Genomic DNA, 18,294 nt, shown 5'->3' with positions numbered 1-18,294 from the left:
TGTCTCCTGCCCCGAACCTGGCTCTCATCGGTACCGATGACGCACCACAGCCAAGCTTTCGCGGCGCTCGATTCCATCGACTGGGCATCTCTCGAACATGCCTACGGCGCGGCGGACGACACGCCCGCGCGGCTCCGCGCCCTCGTGGGTGACGACGACGCGAAGCGGGCCGACGCTCGGTACTGGCTCTCGGCGAGCATCCACCACCAGGGTTCGCTCTACTCGGCGAGCGCGCCCTCCGTTCCGTTCCTCGTCGCGGCGGCGTGTGATCCGGAGGTGAAGGAGCGCGCGTGGATCGTTCGTTTCCTCGCCGACCTCGCGCTGGGGCGCCCCGACCGTTTCTTGTTCGCCGGCTTCGATCTCGAAGCGCCCGGGATGGGCCAATGGTTCCAAGGGGAAGAGGCCGAGCCCGCTCGCCTCGCCTTCGAGGCGGTGGAGCGGTCCCTCTCCGACCTCCTCGATCTCTTCGACGACGCCGACCCTTCGGTCCGCGCGGCGGCCGCGTTCACGGCTTCTTTCTTCGCGAGGCACGCGGAGCGCGTACGTACTCGGGCACGCGCACGCCTCGAGCGCGAAGAGGACGACCTCGCGGCGACGAGCCTCCTCTTCTGCGTCGCGCTGCAAGACAACTACACGAAGACCATCACGGTGCAGGACCTCGCCGCCGCACGGCTCGGCGGCGAGGGGGGTGTGGCGCTCGCGTCCGCGGTGGTCGCCTCGTATGGCCGCGCTCCCTTCGACGGGGCCGACGGTGAGGCGCTCGGCACCTACCGCCGCCTGCTCGGGGGCGACATCGCACCACCGACGTGGCCAGAGCTCCCGTGGAGCCGCGGCGATCTCGGGCAGCTCGCGCTCGAGCACCTCATCAAGCTCGTGCCACGAAGCGAGGGTGACACTCCGGGCCCGCGCACCGAGGCCGTCGCCGCGATCCTCTTCGGCGTCCTCGAGCGCACTCCCCTCGAACGCGCGTCCGACCGGGAAATCGCGCTCGCCGGCGCGGCGATGCGGCCGCTCTTCCGCATCGCGACCCCGGAGCCTCCGCCCGCCGAGGGCTGGACGCTGGAGACCCTGCGACCTTCGCTCCGGCGCTTCGCAGAAGCCGTGGCCCGGCGCCCGTTCCTCGGCAGCGAAGGCCTCTACGCCGCCTTCGAGGAGAACGCGCTGCCCGGCGATCCCGATGCGCTCCGCGCCTTTCTCGGCATCCACCTCTCCGGCCCCCTCGACGAGACGGTGACGGTGAACGGCACCGAGCGGACCGCGCGCGAGTGTTTGGCCGACGGAGACTTCGCGGCCATCGCGAGGAGCCCACGCGCGGTCGCGATCGCCGTCGAGGTGCTCGTGCGGGGTGGTGAAGGCGCGAGGACCGGGAAGATCGACGGGATGTCCTTTCAGCTCGTGAGCGCTGGGCCACCGAGCCGCAGCGACGCGGCCGAACAGGTCCTCTCGGCCGCGATCGCGGAGAGCGCTTCCGCCGCGCTGTCGAGCATCGAGGAGCTGGCCGAGGGCATCGCCACGCAGGGACCGCCGAAGACCCACGGGCGCGGCTCGACCCAAATCCACGAATCGGCGCTCACGCTCCTCGCGAACGGGGCGGCCCGCGCTTCGGCCGAAGCGGGCCGGGCGCCGGCGGAGGTCTGCGACGTGCTCGTCGAAGGGGAGCTCGTCCGGCCACACGCGTGGGCGGCGATCGAGCGCTATTTTCGGGCGATCGGCGAGACTCGTACCGAACGCCTCCTCCTCGGTCTCGCCGAGCGTGGGTGGAAGAGGACGTGGCCCGACGCGTTCGCGCTCTCGGTCGACGCGGCGTTCGTCGCGCGCGCAAGCACAGTGCTCGCGCCGGAGGCACGCGACCGGTTCACGATCGCCATCGCCGAGCGCGGGGACACGAGCGCGCTCTTCGAGGTGCTCGCGAACGACCCGAGGCCGGCCCTCGTGACGGCCATGGTGAAGCGCGAGGCCTCGGCGCTCGAGGGCATGGAGAGCTGGGCGCGCGACGACATCGCGGACCAGCGCGCTCGCGTCGCCGCACGCTTCGGGAAGCTCGGTCTGGCCGTGTACGGCCCGGTGGCGGCGCTGGTCGCGGATCCCGCGTCGTCGAACGCCCTGAGGACGCTCGGCAAGGCGATCCTCGACGCGGTCGACTCGGCTTCTCCCGTCGGAACGGCGATGCGGGACGCGCGGCTCGCCGTCCGCGACGAGCGTGGGCTCATGCCGCTCGCCCGGGCGAGGGAGATCGTGGCCTCCACGTCCGTCTTCCGAAAGGGCGGCGGCGAGATGAAGGACGGCACGTTCGTCCTCGAGAGCGACCTCGTGTGGGCGGCGTTGCTCTCCCTCGAGGACGATACGGAATTCGTCACCCACGCCAAGCGCGTCGCGTGGGAGTTTCACGTGCGCGGGCGGGACAACACGGGCCCCTTTGCCCGGTACGGCGCGGGCATCCTCCCTTGGCTCGCGCACTCCATCGACGAACGGGGCGTCCTCCGCAACGTGCCCTGGTGCATCGTGCCGTGCCTCCTCGCGATCGACACCCGTGACGCGCTCGAGGTCGCGCTCCGCGTGAACGACGTCCACGAGCTCTTGCCGGGCCAGGCGCCGCTCGGCGGGGGTCCCGGTGCCTTCGCGGAGGGCGCGGGCACCGAGGCCGTGGCGCTCGAGGGTCACGCTTTCCTGGCCCCCACGGTCGGGCTGGACCTCGCGCGACGGTGGATCGCGCGGCACGGTCACGGTTACGCCACCCTCGCCGAGCTCGCAGGGGCAGGAGACGCGCGCGCGACGGAGCTCCTCCGCGACCGAGCGAGCGCGCTCGGCAGTGTGGTCGTAGAGGCCATCGAGGCGGGCCTGGGGCGCGAGCGCACGAGCGCGATCCTCTCGCAGCTCGGGGTCGAGGTCCCGCCGCTCGACCCGTCCATCGAGGCCGCGCTCGCCGAGGCTCCGACGATCGACGTGCCGCGTGGCCCGCTCTGGACCGTGGCGGAGCTCGACGACGACGCGCGCGAGTACATGCTGCCGCTCTGGGACAACGCGGCTTACACGACGGGCGCGATGCGCGTCACGGGCTTCGCGTCGAAGGAGGGTGACGTGCTCGTCGTCGAGACCCTCTCGGCGCGTCCGAATCCGCTCGCCGTCGTCGAGTGGTGGGCCAGGGCGTACGGACCGGGCGCGAAGACACGCTCTGCCGCCGAGGAGCTCGTCGACCCCGTGAAGGACGAGCTCGAGCCCATCTTCCTCGACGAGACGAGCTACGTGTGTGGCATCTCGAACGAGGCCCACCTTTGGGACGGCGAGGCTTGGCACCACGTGCCGCTCCCCTTCCCGCACGGCGAAGCGCTCCTCACCGTCTCGCGCGCCGCGCTCGGCTTGCGCGGTGAGCCCCAGAAGGCATCCCACAAGCTCCCACGTGCCTTCGCGAGCGTGCCTCCGGAGCTCGCGCCGAGCCTCCGGAGGATCTCCCCACTGGAGGGGCTCCTCTTTCAACTCTGCGCGCGCGCGAAGGACGACATGTTGGCGTTCGACACGGGTCTGCGAGAGAAGCTCGGCCTCCCCGAGGACGCCGTGAAGCTCTTCGTCTTCGACGACGTCGAGTGGGTCAGCGCGGGCCAACCCGCGTCGTCGTCCAAGGATGTCGTCCTCCTCTGCGAGGCGCTGCGGCGCCGAAAGAAGATCTCGCGCCTCGTCGGAGCGGGGAATGCGCGCCCGGAGCACTGGGCCCCGTTCGTCGCGGACATTCGCGCCTACGACGGGAACGACGCGTGGTGCGAGGGCGAGTCACCCCTCGAGCCGGAGCTCCCCGAGCACGGGATCGGCGCGAGCCCCTACCTCTCGTGGCTCGTCTCCGAGCGGGGATATCCCCACGGGGCGTCGCTCCTGCACGCGAGCGCGTGGAATCAGCCGGGCCAGGCCGAACAGACCGTGCCCTATCTCCTTGGATGCACCGACTTCGTGATGCAGACGTCATGGCCGCGTCGCACGGCGTGCATTTGGGCGCGCGTGATCGGCGGAGCCCAGAAAGCCTGGAGCACGAAGGACCAAGGCGTCGCCGAGGCGCTGACGAAGGACACGATGCTCCTCGTCGACGAAGCCCGAGCCCTCGCCGGCGCGTTCGTCGCGAGGACCTGGAGCCCACCGTCGTACGTCGGCGCGGAGCTCGTGTGGCTCCTCGAAGCGCTCGTAGGACCGCAAGCCACCCTGGCGATGTTCCTCGACGCCATGGAGAAAGAGGGAGACGTGGTCGCCCACGAGGATCGCCCGGCGCTCGCGGCCGCCGTATTCGAGCTCGGGTTCGTTCTCCTTCGCACCATGGTCGGCGCCGATGCGCTCCGCGAACGTCTCCGGGCCGTGCTCGTGCGGCTCGAGGCGAATTCTCCGAACCACGACGTCGTTCGTGCGCTCGATCTCGTGCTCAACGGGCGCGCGGCGGCGGAGCGGCACGCACGAGAGGAGCGCGACTACGCCTTCGTGAGCGACGACGCCGCCTGGGCACGTGCGCGAATTCTGGATCCGAGCACGAAGCCCTCACGACCGGACCTCTTCCTCGCCTCGATCGCGGGCCCCGAGCTCTTCGACAAGTGGGCCGCGCGGTTCGACACCATCGCCGACCTGGGTTGGCTCGCCGTGCAGGCCGGCAAAGGATCGGGCCCCTCCGCGCTCGCGCTCGCGTTGCGTGTGCACACGACCCGTCCCGAGCTCCAGGCGGCCGTGGCGACCGTCGTCCTCGAGCGCCCCCAGGCGAAAGAAGAGCTCGTCGCAGCTCTCCGCGGCGCGTTCCCCGAAGCTGCTCGGGCCCTCCTCGAAGAGCTCGAGCGCAGAGAGGAGGCGGCCTTCGATGCTCGGTATGGGGGAGACGACGACGACGAGGACGACGACGAGGACGACGACGAGGACGAGGAGTGACGTGTGGGATGCCCGGCGCGCGCGCGCCTGGGTAGGAGAGAAGCCGACGACTCGTTGTCGGCGTCTGATGGTACGGTGAGCGTGGGCCGTCCTTTCCATCGAGAGGCGCGCCCCGACACGCCCGCCCTACGCGCCCACGAGCGCCCCTCCCGGGAGAATGACGCATGACCTTCGACGCGTGGAAGTTCGCCGCCTCGACGCTCCGCCTCGAGCTCTATGGCCGAGGCAAGGACTACGCCCCGGGCCTCTCGTTCTCGTCGCTCGCGCGCGCCACACACGACACCATCGACGAGCCCTCCTACGACAACACGAACATGCGCGGGCGGTGGCACGTGCAGGCCGTGGGGCGATCGTTCGACGTGCTCGTCATGCGAGAGGCCGTGCACGGCAACAAGCACACCTACTACTACACCCGGGTCATGGCGCGGATCCCGAGGCCCCTCTTCGTCGGGCTCCTCTTCTCGAATCCCCGGCCGATGGACCCGCTCTTCGGCCCTCCGAACCCCATGTCCGGGGAGCGTGAGCTCGACGGGCGGTTCTCGTTCGTTGCCGCGTACCCCGACGAGGCGCTCGCCATCTTGCGTCGCGCCGTGGCGCCCCCGAACGACGCGGTCGACCACCTCCTCGCCGCGGCCGAGCGGTGCAGGGAGGTGACGGTGACGGACACGTCGGTCGAGGTGCTCGAGAACTTCACCGCGGACCCCGCCGCGATCGCCCCCATGCTCCACACGGCCACCGCGCTCGCCGCGATCCTGTCGCTGCGGAGGCCCCCACTCCCCCGAAACGCGACCGAAGCCCTCGTCGTCGAGGCCCTACGAGGCTTCGCGTCGCGTACGCGCCTCACGCTCGACGCGGACACGCTGTCCGTGCGCGGGCACCTCGGCAGCGTCGCCGTGGAGATGCGTACGGAGAGCGAAGAAGGGCGCTTTTTTACGTGCCTCACGCTCACCCCCGCGAAGCCACTCGAGCTCGGGCTCCGGCTCACGCGTCAGGGCACGTTCCAGTTCGTCGCGAACCTCTTCGGCTCGCGCGACGTGACTGTGGGCGACGAAGACTTCGACGCGACCTTCGTCGTGAAGGGGCGCGACGAGGCGCAAGTCCGCGCCTTCTTCTCGGCCAACACGGAGGGCAGACGCGCGATCACGGCGCTCGGCAAGCAGGCCGGGGTCTGGCTCACCGACGAGGGGCTCTCGGTCGAGTGGCGCACCATCTTGGGAGACGCCGAGCTCACCGCGTTCACCCCGCAGCTCATGAGCATCGTCGCGCTCCTCGATCCCTCCGCGGTGACCTCGCCGTACCGGTGACATCATGTCCCGAATGCCCTGGAAGACCCGCTTCGAGGCCCTAGTCCGTGAGCTCTCTTCCCACCCCGAGGTCACGCTCACCGAGGCGAGGCTCGGCCCTCCGACGGACCCGGCCGTGCTCGCGGCCGCGCAGAAGGTCGCGGGGGCGGCGTGGCCCAAGGGGATGACCGAGCTCTACACGGAGCTCGGCTCGGTGGACATTGCCTATTCCGTCGCGGGTGGGTCCGGCGGGGCCATTCGCATTCCCACGGTCACCGACGTGTGGGACCACGCCTCCCACGAGGACGAGCTCTGGTTCGACTGGCTACTCGAAGAGAACCCGAATCACCCGTTCGCCCGTATTCGCCCTATCGACCGCTTCACGGAGGAGGCCTACGCGGTGCTCTACCCCGTGCCGGGCGACGGTCCGGCGCGTGTATGTTACCACTATTGCGGGGAGCGGCTCACGCCGACCGGCCTCACGTACGAGGAGTGGCTCGAGCTCTTGCTCCGATCGCGAGGCTGCACGTACTGGCTCACGCTCACGACGGGCCCGCGCTCGCGCGACACGTGGGTCGAGCAGGGATTCGCGCGCATGGCCACGCTCTTCCCGGATTTCGCGCCGGATACGATGAGCCCTGCGACGCCGTTCGAGGACGTGGACACGGGCGGGGAGTGACGTTACGCGGGGCGAGGCGCTTCGTCGCGCCCGCGGATTCGAAAAACGGCGGGCGAGCGGCGGGCCGACGTTCGCGCCAACCCCTCGAAATGACTCGGACCCCCTCCACCACCTGCCCCGGCCGCAACCTTCACGTGCGACCCCGGCCGCCAACGAGCGTACTCCTCGCATGAAGCTGCTCGCCTCGGTCGCCGTGGTCGTGGGTGCCGTCGGCTATTCGGTGACGGCGGCCGCGGCCATCTCGGTCGTGTTCGCGTCGCCGGCCGCGGGGGCGGTGGTGCGCACGAGCCTCTCGACGGACGTGACCGTCACCTCCGACTACACGTTCACGGCCACCGCCAAGGTGGGCGCGGCGACCTACCCCCTCGCACGAATCACGGCGACGACCTACCGCGCCACGATCCCGCTCGCGACCGTCCCCGATGGGGCGTTCACCGTCGACGTGACGGCGACCGACGCGTTCGGCGACACGGCGACCGCGTCCCGCGCCTTCGTGAACGACGCCCCAGCCCCGCCCCCGCCCCCGCCCGAGCCTCCGACCATCACCTTCGCCTCTCCGGGTCCGTGCACCTTCATGCCACGCGCGGGCACGGTTCGTGTCGAGGTAGCGTGCGCGGGGGGCGCTTCTCCGTGCACCAAGCTCGGTATTCGTGGCGGAGTCTCGGTCGTGGGGAATTCGCTCGCGACCGACGTCATGGTCCCCGAAGGCGCGACGTCCATTTGCGTAGACGCCGAGACCGCCGCCGGAGGCCAGACGAGCTCGTGCCGCTCGGTGAGCGTCGACCCATCGCCGTTTCTCGTCCCCATCGCGACGGTACCGGGCTGTTTGGGCGACGTGACGGAGAGCGCGCTCACGTACTCCCTCACCGGAACCGCGGCAGGGCCCGAGTACGTGCGAGACCGCGCAACCGGCGTGGATACCGCACTTCCCCTGCGCCTCCCAGGCACCTACCGCTACGGCACCATCACCTCGCCGCTCCCCACGGGCGCCACCCGCGTCGCCGCGGCGGGCCCCACCATCGCGTGGACCACCGGCACCAGCGCGACCCTTGACGAGGTCGTGCACACGCGCGACGTGGTGACCGGAGTCGAGCACGAGACTCTCGTCAAGGTGATCTCCGGCTTCGGAGTCGCGAGCAACGGGGACGCGATCGTCGGAGTGTGGATGGGCGGACAGGTCTTCAGCCTTCATCGTTTTCGCACGGGCGTGCTCACGCGGCTCCACAACGGCCTCGCGCGCTTCTTCGACCCGAGCGGCGACGCGACGGTGACCGTCTCGAACGCCGGGAACGACGTCGCCCCGAACAGCTTCGCGCTCCTCGTCATCCGCAGCGGCGGAGCCCCTCCCGTGACGGAGTCGGCCCGCTTCGGCAGGTGGAAGTACACCATCGGCCACGGCTCGGTCGCGTACCTGAAAGACAGCGAAGTGTGGGTCGCCCCGAGCGACGGGAGGCCCGCCTTCTCCATCGCACCCTGGGCCTCCGGAGCGACGACCCTCGACGCCGTCGACGCGCGCGGGCACACGATGCACTTCCGCCCGGATGGCCGCTACGAAGCGCGCACGGCCTTGGCACCTCGGAGGGTGAGCACGGCGCAAGGACGCTCGTACAGCCTCGGGGGTCTCTGGCACGTTGCGATGGCGAATACCCTCTTTCGTGTCTCCGAGACACCGGTGGTCCCTGCCCCGGACGCGGGAGCAAACGACAGCGGCACGAGCGACGATGCGTCGACACCCGACGCCGGCACCGGTCCTTCGCCGGGAGGCGCCGGCGCTCCGCCTACCGGAAGCCCCGTGGCAGGTGGAGTCGAAGGCTCGGTCGGAGAGGCTTCGAGCTGTTCGTCAGGCGCGACCGGGAGGGGCTCGCCCGGCGAGGTCGCCGTGGGCTTCGTGGCGCTGGGCATGGGCATCGTGGCCATGCGACGCCGCGCCCGCGAATGAGGCGCGGCGGGAAAACGCGCTGAGACCGTCCGCGCGTGCGTGACCTGCGTTCCGCCGCCCCAGCCCACCGTGCCACCCCTGCCTGCCGTGGCGCACGATGGCTCAGCTGGCCGGGCCGCTCCTCGAGCGTTCGTCGAGATTTCCGCACCCGCGGGCCTGGCACGAATCATGGAACAGTCGCGCGTATGCGTCGCCTTGCCCCTGTCTTCTCTGCGCTCGTGTCCACCCTCCTTGGTGCTTCGGCAGTCGCGGCCTGCTCGATCAGCGACGGGACCACCGCCGACAGCGACGGTGGCGCCCCCGATGGCGGCGACTACTCGGCTCCCACGTGCGATGCGGCATCGTTGCTCGGCGCTCTCACCACCTCCGAGCCGTACGACTACATGGAGCTCCGGTACGAGGTCGTGACGAGCCTCGGGGATGGCGGCGGGGCTCCGGACGCGGGGCCGCCAGCGCTCGAGATCCGCGCAAAGAAGGGAGCGCTGTGCGGAAACGCGACCGACAAGGCGCGCTGCCTCGAGGCGTACGCGGGTATCGGCACTCGCTTCGGCTTCCCGTGCAATGCGCAGTTCGGGCAGTGCTCGGTCGAGTCGCTCGTGGTGAACCAGGGTGACACCTTTCGGTCGTTCCACAAGCTGAACGCGGTCGGGCCATTCCTCGCTCCGGTCGACTCGCCCTCGGAAGCCGCCCTCGTCGCGCGCCTCCAAGGCTACGGCGCGCTGTGCGACGCGACGACCCCGAGCGCGTCGCCGGGTGGTGGCTACGTGGTCCGCGCGGTCAACGGCCCTCCATGCAGCAGCAAATACGGCTACACCCTCGACGTGAGCGCGAGCGGTGTCGTCACCGAAAAATCCAAGGTCTTGGTCTCGCCCCCGGTGGGCGTGTGTGGGCGTCGCCCCGAGGGGCTGCGCGAGGTGCACACGTTCGCGGGCCTCACGTCGGCGGGTCGATTCTTTGCGCAATGCACGCACCTCGAAGAAGCGAGCGTGCCTGCGTTCCGTACACTCGAGCGCGAGCTCCGGGCGCTCGGGGCGGGGCCGAAGCTCCTCGCGGCCGCGCGGCGAGCGGCTCGTGACGAGATCCGCCACACGACGATGATGCGCTCGCTCGCCAAGGCGTTCGGCGGGGAATGCGCCGAGGTCGCCGTCGAGAGCCCGAGCCCGCGTTCGGTGCTCGCGATGGCGCTCGAGAACGCGCGCGAGGGCTGCGTGGGCGAGACGTACGGCGCGGCGCAGGCCGCCTTCCAAGCACGCCGCGCGAGCGATCCGCGGGTGCGCGCGACCCTCGCGGTGATCGCCCGTGACGAGGCCCGGCACGCCGAGCTCGCCTGGGCCGTCGACGCCTTCCTCGCTCCACGGCTCACGGCCGAGGAGCGCCGCGAGGTCGAGCGCGCACGCGAAGAGGCGTGGGCCGCGCTCGAGGCGTCCCTCCGCGACGAGCCGAGCGACGAGCTCCGCGACGTGGCCGGGCTCCCGAACGCCCGAGAGGCCGCGTGGCTCGTCGCGGGAGTCCGAGACGTGCTCGCTGCGGCGTGACCTCCGAAGCACCACCGAGCTCCCCGCGCGAGGAAGCTTCGGACGAAGCGACCTCGACATGGACGCCACGGGCGCGAGGCTTCACTCGTGGAGGTTGTCCTCGGCCCAGGCGCGGGCTCGGGAGGCGGCCGAACCGCGGCGATGCGCCAGGCTCACGGCCTGTCCCTTCGCGAGGAACCCGTCGATGACATGGGACGGCTCGTCGGGCGAAGGCGGCCCGCTCGGGCTCTCCTCGCTCGACGACCGAGAGAGCGCCACGTCGTACATGAATTGCTCGACCTCGGCGGGCGGGAGCGTTCGCACGTAGTCGAGGAGGTCGTAGTCCGAGGACTCGAACGACCCCCTGTCGACGGCCGTATACACGTCCCCGTAGCGGTCGAGGATGACTCCCGAGAAGGCGGTCGCGGAGTGCCCACCAAAGGGCCCCTTTCGCGCGAGGATCTCGACGTCGCCCGTGGCCGTCGAGGGGAGCGGGCGCGCGCGGTAGCTCGGGGGGCGGTGCTCGAAGGGGCGGCATTCGCGCTCGACGAAGACAGCCCTCCCGTCGTCGAACCCCACCCGGAAGCGCACGCGCCGGCACCCGGTGTCCCGCGGAGCGGTCGCGTTCTGCTCCACGACCAAGAGGGGGCCATCGTGGAACGACGTGTAGTTGGCAAGCTCGAGGTACCCGAGCTCTGCCTGGTGCCTCTCGAGGATCCCCTTCGCGAAGCTCCTGGGATCGCCGACCGCGGCCACTTCGCCGAGGCGGATTCGCACGATTCGACGGGGAGTCGACGGGTCGACTGTGGCCCCGGGGAAGTCACGGCGCAGCGACGCGACGAGCCGCGGAGGGTCGACTTCGACCGCGGCCGGGGCGGGCACGGGCCCGTGTGCCGGCGGGTGGGGGACGCAGGCCGTCGCCGTCGCGACGAGGGCGAGGACGAGCGCACAGAGGGGTGTCTTCATTTGATGTCCTCGCACGCAAGCTGACCCAACGTGTCCAGGCGGGCCTCGAGGTCGTACGGCCCACGACGAATGCAGCGCTGTTCGAGCTTGTCGCACAGAATGCCCCCCGCGATGGCTCCGTTTCGACAGACGTAAGCGGCGTAGGGCGCCGACTCATGGCACGCGTACCCATTCACGATCTTTGCGCAGTCCGAGAGCCGCGAGCGATCTCCGCATGTGATGCCACCCCACGGGCCGAAGTCGGTGGGGGTAAGGACGCCGACGGCCATCCATGCGCACCCCACGCTGGTCAGGGAGTCCCGGCCTAGCAGGCCCGCCTCGAACGTCTGGGCCATCGCGGCCTCGCGGAAGCTCGCTCGCGGGTTTCGGAGCGAGGTCATGGCTCGGAACCAGATGTAGCGGGTCGCCTCGAAACCGAGGGCCTTCGGCACCTGGTAATATCCGAGGCCACCGCCGATGGTCATGAGCGCAAAGGCTTTGTTGGGGATTCCCGAGTAGTAGTGCACACCGCAGTTGTCGTTCGCCATGTCGGCGGGCCCCTTGCAGGGTATCGGGCCCGCCATGTAGTCGGGCTGCTGGAAGATCCGTGGTGCCGCGAGGTCGCGGATACCCTGCCCATTCTTGTGAATCAGGCGCCCGACACGCATGTCGGCCTTTTCTCGGAGCTCCGGCAACCAGTGGGCGGCCGAGACGCCCATCACGTCCGCGAACGATTCGTTGAGGGCGCCCGACTCCGCAGCGTAGACGAGGCCGGACGTCGCCGCGATCACGCCGTGCGCGAGCTCGTGCACAACGACGTCGAACGAGAGCGTCCATGGGTAGTACGCGCCGCCGACCGTTCCGTCCCCGAAGTGGATCTCCTTCGACCACGGCCGGTAGGCGGCATTGTCCCCGAGGGCGGTGTCGTGGGTCACGACGACGACGGGGCTCCCACGCCCGTCGAGGCCATTTCTTCCGTGGACGACGCGGAAGTACTCGAGCCCCTTCTGCGCATGGTAGGCCGCATCGACCGAGACGCCCTTGTCGAACGAGTCCCACGTGCCGAGTTGGGACACGCGAATGGGCTGCATCGCACCGCGTGCGTCGAGCGCGAAGGTCGACACCGTAGGCGTCGAAGTGGATCTGAGGTCGTACGAGAAGTCGGCGTTCTGCGAGACGTCGAGCTCTTTGACGTCGCTCGGGTCGCGCCAATAGTAGTAGCGGGCGCCATGGCTCCGATCCCGGAGGTTCGCCGCCTGCTGGCGCATCTCGAGCACGGCTCCGCCCGTGGCGTCGACGTAGACCGTGGGGCCCGAGCAGGTGCCCACGGCCTCCTCGAGCTCGACGCGGTAGGCGAGGTGCGGGGCGTCTCCGGGCAGGGCGCCCAGGGAGATCTTCGGCGTGACGGTGGGGCTCTCGCCGCACGAGGCGAGGACGTGCTCGGCGGCTTTTCGGGCGGCGTCGGGCTCGGTGAGCTTGGGCGAACGCGGGAGCGCGGAGAGGTCGTGCGCGAGCGCGGATTGCACGTAGAGGACCTTCCCGTCTTGGCCGAAGCGCACGGACGAGATGGCGTCGAACACGGGGATCGTGGTCCCGGGGACGACCTCGGTGAAGGCGGTCTCGTGGGCGCCATCGGGCTCGTCGCTGTCGGTCAGCGGCACGAACGCGGGCGCGCCGTGGGTGCCCAGCGCCTCGCCGTAGCGGGCGAAGAAGCCGCGGGCCTGCTCTTCGTGGGTGGCGCCGGGGAGGGCGACGGGGGTCGTCGGGCCGAGCAGGCGGGGGCTAGGCGCGCCGGGCTCGGCGAGGAGGGCCCACGCGACGCCGGTGTCGGCCTCGAGCCGCGCGCCGAGATCGTTCGCGAGGGGGAGCGGCGCCGGGCCGTCGTTTCCGCCGCAAGCGACGACGGCGGACGCCCCCGCGAGGAGCAGAAGAAGGAGAGCGGGTGAGGAAAAACGCGTTCGAGAGCGGGACATGGAACCTCCTGGTCCCGCTCGTTCGGCAATCGGCCGGGGTTCGTTGCGTGGAAATCGTCACGCCCGGTTCTTTTTTCTCGCGAGCCCCTCGTGGTCAGCGCGCGCGGACGTAGTGAAGCCCGACGACGCCGCTCGGGTAGGGTTTGCCGCGGAGGGGCGGCGAGGGCGCGGACGCGGCGAAGCGCGCAGGATCAGGGGCTCTTCAAGCGGGGACCGAGCGCGGCGTCGAGCCTCTTCATGGTCTTTCGGTAGCCGTAGGGCTCTTCGGGCTCCCCTTCGCGAGGCAGCGTGGTGGACACGGGGCACACCGAGCCGATGAGCGCTTGCCCATAGAGGGCCGACGCGAGCTCGAGGGGCCGCTGCGAAGGGACGGCCTTCCCGTGGGTGCGCTCCGCCACCTTGCAGATCGGGATGTCGGTGAGCCCATCGCACGGGCACGAAGGGTCGTTTCCCGTGCAGGCCTGCGGGGCCGAGAGGGGAAAGGTGCACGCGTATTGGAGCTCGAGCTTCTTCGTGTCGAATTCGCGATCGGCAGGGGATGTCGATGCGGGGCGACCGTGTCGGGGGGCCACGAACGGGAACATCCGCACGTCGAGGCCGGGAGCGTCGAGCCGGGTCGGGCCTTCGACGATGGTCATCCACTGTTCGGCCGTCGGTCGACCTTCGCCCACGAGATCGTCCGGTATACCCCCGAGGACGACGACGAAGATGTCGTGCTTGCGACGGGGCCCACGCGCGAGATTGCAGAGCGTCGGGTCGTCGAGCCCGTTCGCGGTGAGCGGGAGCTTCTCCGCGAAGAGCGGGTTTTGGCACGAATCACCGCCGACGTAGCCGCCCCTCGCGTCGTGTTGCGTGCGCGAGCTCGGCACGCGGGGCCGAGCGAAGCCGTCGACGTAGCGCCGTATCGGGAAGCGCGGGTCGACACCGAAGCGCTCTTTGACATGGTGGAAGCGGACCGCGAGATCGTCCTCGTCCTTTCGATGAAATCCCTCATTTTCCGGGCACGCGGGGTCGGCGGTGACCTTCGGCTCTCCTCGAGAGCGGCACGGTCGGCAATCCACCGAGCCGGGCGCGCCTCGGCAGATGGTGGTGCCGCGCGGGGCAGTCGAGCCCCCACGGGACGGATCGCGTTGGGCTCCTGGTACGTTGGCCGAGAGGGGAAATGTGCTCTCGAAATAGGATGCGCCCTGCCCGCCGAGCGAGTCTGGGTCGAGGGAGACGTCGTCTTGATCGGTCACGAGCACCACGGCCAGGGCGGAGTCGGGGCGGAGGAACGTCGCGCGTTGGGCCAAGAGGGTCGTGTCCAGCTTCGGCGTAGGAGCCATGTGATCGTCGGGGTCGGGCGCGACGAGGAACCGGTACGCCGCCTCGAGGGGCGACGAGAACCGGCAACCCGCGTGGCCGACGCCTTCGACGAGGCTCGCCGTATCACGCGCGAGCGCGGTGAGGTCTTCGTACGGCGTCGTGCCGAGGGAGGGCCGCGTCGTCTCGTTCTTCGTGGCCGGCGGAGACCAGGCGAGGACGTTCGACGGCCCCGCGTTCAGGAGCGGCGTCTGCTTCGGCCCGGCGCGGTTCAGGAGATGCGCGGCGTCGTCCTTGTGCGCGTTCAGCGTCGGGTCGAGCGGGTCCGTCTCGGTGGCTCGGCATTGGTCACTTCCGTACCCTCCGAGGGACGAAGAGACCACACCGATGTGCAGGTCGACGACCGGGGGATGACGAGGTGTCCCTCGTTGGCATTCTTGTCCTGCTGGACGTGCGGCCTGGGCGCGCTCGCCCGTGGGCGCCCCCGACGCGTCGACACACTCGGGGCTCGCGAGGTCGAGCACGAGCCGGCTCGCCGCGTCGGCGAGGAAGGCTTGTTTGTCTGCCATGAGCGCGGAGTTGTCGACGACGAAGAGGAGGTCGACCTTGTCCCTCGAGGGCGGCGCCGGCTCGCAATAGCTGGTCTGGCAGGTCGTTATAGGGCCCCCGTAGACGTCCCGGCACGTGCACGTGTTGCAGTCTTGTGCGTCCCGGTAGGTAGCGCCGATCGCGTAGGTCTTGCCGTCGTACACGCAGAATCGCGCGGCCGGGAGCGACTGGCACGAGGGCACCATCGCCACGAGCAACGCGCCCACGAGCGCGGCCCCGAGGCGTCGCACGAGGGTCATCGGAGGCCACGCTTCGGCGTGTGGAGGAGGGGGGCGCACGGCGCCATCTCAAGCAGGTTCCGTGCCTCGAGCGATTCGTGAAAAAGCCCGTGTCGTGGGCACCGGTGGCGGCTCGATGTGGCAACGGGGTTGGCGTGTGCGTGCCCTTGGTGGGCACCCGCCAGCCGCCTGGGGTGTAGGGGAAGCGGGCCCCTGCGCCCTTCTCTCCGGTCAGCGCGCGCGGACGTAGTGAAGCCCGACGACGCCGCTCGGGTAGGGCTTGGCCGACTCGAGGCGGAAGGGGAGGCGCGCGCCCGCGGGGCCCGACGGAAAGAGCTTTTTGCCGGTGCCGAGGACGAGCGGGTACAGCAAGAGGTGCAGCTCGTCGACGAGGTCGTGCTGGAGGAGGGTGTGCACGAGCTCGTGGCTCCCGTCGGTCATGATGGTCTTTCCGGGGGCGGCCTTGAGCTTGCGCACGAACTCGACCACGTCGTCTCGGATGATGGTGGTGTTGCGCCACACGGGCGTCTCGAGCGTCCGCGAGACGACGTACTTGGCCGGCGCGTTCATGAGATCGCCGAACGGATCGCCGGCGGGCATCGGCTCGAAGGCGTTGCCATGAATGAGGTACGTCTTGCGGCCGAGGAGGAACGCGTCGACGTCTTGCATCAGCGCGCCGAACGCGGCGCCGATGTCGTCGTGCCAGTACGGCAGCGTCCAGCTCCCGTGCGGGAAGCCGCCCTCGGTGTCCTCGTCGGCGCCCCCGGGAGCCTGCATCACGCCGTCGAGGGAGAGAAACTCGGACACGACCAACTTACGCATGGATACCTTCTTGTGGTTTCTGCGGCGATCGGCCGCGACCGAGAGCTCGTGTGGGGGCGGGGGCGGTCGTGGGATCGCGCGTTTTCAGAGCGGGAGTCGTGGTGGCTACCTGGGCTGGGGCTCGTCGTCAACGGCGGTCACCGGGCGCGGTGGTGGCGTTCGAGGCGCGCTCTGGCGGGCCTGCTCATTCGTCCGTCCGTTCGACCGTACTGCCCACGCGAAACGTCGATCATTCCTGGTCGTCGCGGGATGCCGATCCGAGGCGACACCTCGGGCTCGGCGCGCCTGGGCATGCGAGGAGAACGCGTGATAGCCTGATGGCGCGTGGGGGGTGGTCGCATCCTCGCGCCGGGTTCGTCTCGGAGTTTTGCATCACCACGAGGTCTCGGATGGAAGCGCGTCCAAGCAAGATCACGGAGTTCTTCGACGGCACCAAGCAAATGATGGTGCCACTTTTCCAACGCTCCTACGAATGGACCGCGAAGGATTGGGAGACGCTCTGGGTCGACCTCCTCGAACAGTACGAGCGGAGCGAGGAGGACACGGTCGGCGCGCACTTCACTGGCGCGATCGTTACCGCGCCCGCGCGTTCCGTTCCGGTCGGCGTGTCGAAGTTCCTGGTCATCGATGGACAGCAGCGGCTCACGACGATCGCGGTGCTCATTTGCGCGATGCGGACGTTCCTCGACCCGGAGTCGAAGGAGTACCGACGGCTGACGAAGCTGCTCATCAACGAGGACTACGACGAGCTCGACTACTTCAAGCTCCTGCCGACGCAGCCGGACCGCCGCGCCTTCCAGGCGCTGGTCGACGCGAAGCCCCAGCCCGGCACGCGCTTCACGGAGGCGCTGGAGTTCTTCAAGAAGAAGATTGCGGGCACCGACTCCGACGGCGAGAAGCTCGACCTCGATCGGCTCACCAACGCCATCCAGAACCGCCTCACCGTCGTAGCTATCCATCTTGGCGACACGGACGACCCGTACCTCATCTTCGAGAGCCTCAACGCCAAGGGCGCACCTCTCACCCAAGCCGACCTCATTCGGAACTACCTGCTCCTACGCCTGCACTCGAACGCGCAGCAGAAGTCGTACGAGGAAGCGTGGCTGCCGATGCAGGCGCTGTTGCCCGGCGAGCACCTCACCGAGTTCATGAGGCAGTTCCTCATGATGACCGGCGAGGAGGTCGCGAAGTCGACGATCTACAGCGTCCTCAAGAAGCGGCTCCTTCTGGTCTCGGACGCCACCATCGCCACCGAGCTGCAACGCATGCAACAGGCGTCGCTGCTCTACGCTCAGATCGTCGGGCTCAAGACGCCGGACGACGAGAACATCGCCGCCGGGCTAGGTCGCCTGCGACGGTGGGAGATCGCGACAGCCAACCCTTTCGTCCTGAAGATCCTCGAGGCGAGCACCAAGGGAACCGTCTCGTCGGCGGACGTCGCGAGCTGCCTCGCGACGATCGAGTCCTTCGCGGTGCGCCGGACAGTCTGCGGTGTCGCGACGAACCAACTGAAGCGCATCTTCCTCTCGATCGCGAAGGAGATGCCCAACGCCGGCATTCCCGACTGGCTAAGCCAGACGCTCGCAGCGGGGACGAGCGGGCGACGTTGGCCGAAGGACGAGGAGTTCAAGGAGTCCCTTCTTCGCTACCGCGCCTACGCCCACCCGATCGACCGCTGCAAGTTCCTACTCGAGACGCTCGAACTGCACCACGGGCACAAGGAGCCCGCCACCTTCGAGGGTGCGACCATCGAGCACGTGATGCCGCAGACGCTGAACGACGAGTGGCGGACGATGCTGGGGGCCAACGCTGCCGATGTTCACGAGAGGTGGCTCGACCTTCTCGGAAATCTCACCCTCACTGGGTACAACAGCGAGCTCTCGAACGACCCCTTTCCGAGGAAGCGGGCCCTTCTTCGCGACAGCCACTTCGAGATGAACAAGTGGATCGCCGCGCGTGAGCAGTGGACCGAAGCCGAGCTCCGGGAGCGAACGGACCTCGTCTTCGCGAAGGCAAGAGCGATCTGGCCTCGTCCCGAGTGACGGCCTAGGGTCGTTCTGCCGTGGGTGAAGGAGGTAGCCCTAAGAGAGAGGCAAGTCCGAGGCGCCGAGGCTCGCACT

The 18,294-nt window shown here is 69.6% G+C and carries 10 protein-coding genes; 6 read left to right on the top strand and 4 right to left on the bottom strand.

Translation table 11 applies throughout. The annotated features are described in order from the left end of the window. The first annotated feature begins 36 nt into the window (after positions 1 to 36). The 5 genes from IPK71_06010 to IPK71_05990 all read left to right on the top strand — a co-directional run bounded on the left by IPK71_06010 (position 37) and on the right by IPK71_05990 (position 10,326). Complete coding sequence (locus tag IPK71_06010; GenBank protein ID MBK8213290.1) at positions 37 to 4,890, top strand: hypothetical protein; 4,854 nt, start codon at positions 37 to 39, stop codon at positions 4,888 to 4,890. Positions 4,891 to 5,054: 164 nt separating this feature from the next. Beyond that, the gene (locus IPK71_06005; GenBank protein MBK8213289.1) at positions 5,055 to 6,194 is read left to right on the top strand and encodes a hypothetical protein; all 1,140 of its coding nucleotides are present in this window, start codon (positions 5,055 to 5,057) and stop codon (positions 6,192 to 6,194) included. A 4-nt stretch (positions 6,195 to 6,198) separates the two neighbouring features. After that, complete coding sequence (locus IPK71_06000; GenBank protein MBK8213288.1) at positions 6,199 to 6,852, top strand: hypothetical protein; 654 nt, start codon at positions 6,199 to 6,201, stop codon at positions 6,850 to 6,852. A 169-nt stretch (positions 6,853 to 7,021) separates the two neighbouring features. Then, positions 7,022 to 8,791, top strand: a complete 1,770-nt coding sequence (locus tag IPK71_05995; GenBank protein MBK8213287.1) for a hypothetical protein — start codon at positions 7,022 to 7,024, stop codon at positions 8,789 to 8,791. A 185-nt stretch (positions 8,792 to 8,976) separates the two neighbouring features. Beyond that, positions 8,977 to 10,326, top strand: coding sequence for a ferritin-like domain-containing protein (locus IPK71_05990; GenBank protein MBK8213286.1), 1,350 nt, complete (start codon positions 8,977 to 8,979; stop codon positions 10,324 to 10,326). Between the two features lie 81 nt (positions 10,327 to 10,407). Here the strand turns inward: IPK71_05990 and IPK71_05985 are convergent, their stop codons facing one another. From IPK71_05985 to IPK71_05970, 4 genes are all read right to left on the bottom strand, one after another. After that, entirely contained in the window at positions 10,408 to 11,271 is an 864-nt protein-coding gene (locus IPK71_05985; GenBank protein MBK8213285.1) for a hypothetical protein, read from the bottom strand. After that, positions 11,268 to 13,223, bottom strand: a complete 1,956-nt coding sequence (locus tag IPK71_05980; protein MBK8213284.1) for a M4 family metallopeptidase — start codon at positions 13,221 to 13,223, stop codon at positions 11,268 to 11,270. Before IPK71_05980 ends, IPK71_05985 begins: the two co-directional genes overlap by 4 nt. A 191-nt stretch (positions 13,224 to 13,414) precedes the next feature. Beyond that, positions 13,415 to 15,373 carry a hypothetical protein gene (locus IPK71_05975; protein MBK8213283.1) on the bottom strand — a complete coding sequence of 653 codons (1,959 nt, stop codon included), beginning with the start codon at positions 15,371 to 15,373 and terminating at the stop codon, positions 13,415 to 13,417. Positions 15,374 to 15,583: 210 nt separating this feature from the next. Then, a complete protein-coding gene (locus IPK71_05970; GenBank protein MBK8213282.1) occupies positions 15,584 to 16,174 on the bottom strand; it encodes a dihydrofolate reductase family protein in 591 nt (196 codons plus the stop codon). A gap of 149 nt (positions 16,175 to 16,323) precedes the next feature. Between IPK71_05970 and IPK71_05965 the strand changes: the two genes are divergently transcribed. Then, a complete protein-coding gene (locus IPK71_05965; GenBank protein MBK8213281.1) occupies positions 16,324 to 18,216 on the top strand; it encodes a DUF262 domain-containing protein in 1,893 nt (630 codons plus the stop codon). The last annotated feature ends 78 nt before the right edge of the window (positions 18,217 to 18,294 follow it).

The sequence above is a fragment of the Myxococcales bacterium genome (genome assembly GCA_016712525.1).
GTDB lineage: Bacteria > Myxococcota_A > Polyangia > Polyangiales > Polyangiaceae > JAAFHV01.
The sequence above is the reverse complement of the archived record's forward strand: the minus strand, read 5'-3'. Positions and strand labels throughout refer to the sequence as shown.

Bases quoted from the DNA above. Each gene is read 5' to 3' on its own strand.
- IPK71_05985 (MBK8213285.1), bottom strand. From the start codon at position 11,271: ATGAAGACACCCCTCTGTGCGCTCGTCCTCGCCCTCGTCGCGACGGCG.
- IPK71_06000 (MBK8213288.1), top strand. From the start codon at position 6,199: ATGTCCCGAATGCCCTGGAAGACCCGCTTCGAGGCCCTAGTCCGTGAG.
- IPK71_05970 (MBK8213282.1), bottom strand. From the start codon at position 16,174: ATGCGTAAGTTGGTCGTGTCCGAGTTTCTCTCCCTCGACGGCGTGATG.
- IPK71_05980 (MBK8213284.1), bottom strand. From the start codon at position 13,223: ATGTCCCGCTCTCGAACGCGTTTTTCCTCACCCGCTCTCCTTCTTCTG.
- IPK71_06005 (MBK8213289.1), top strand. From the start codon at position 5,055: ATGACCTTCGACGCGTGGAAGTTCGCCGCCTCGACGCTCCGCCTCGAG.
- IPK71_05975 (MBK8213283.1), bottom strand. From the start codon at position 15,373: ATGACCCTCGTGCGACGCCTCGGGGCCGCGCTCGTGGGCGCGTTGCTC.
- IPK71_05995 (MBK8213287.1), top strand. From the start codon at position 7,022: ATGAAGCTGCTCGCCTCGGTCGCCGTGGTCGTGGGTGCCGTCGGCTAT.
- IPK71_06010 (MBK8213290.1), top strand. From the start codon at position 37: ATGACGCACCACAGCCAAGCTTTCGCGGCGCTCGATTCCATCGACTGG.
- IPK71_05990 (MBK8213286.1), top strand. From the start codon at position 8,977: ATGCGTCGCCTTGCCCCTGTCTTCTCTGCGCTCGTGTCCACCCTCCTT.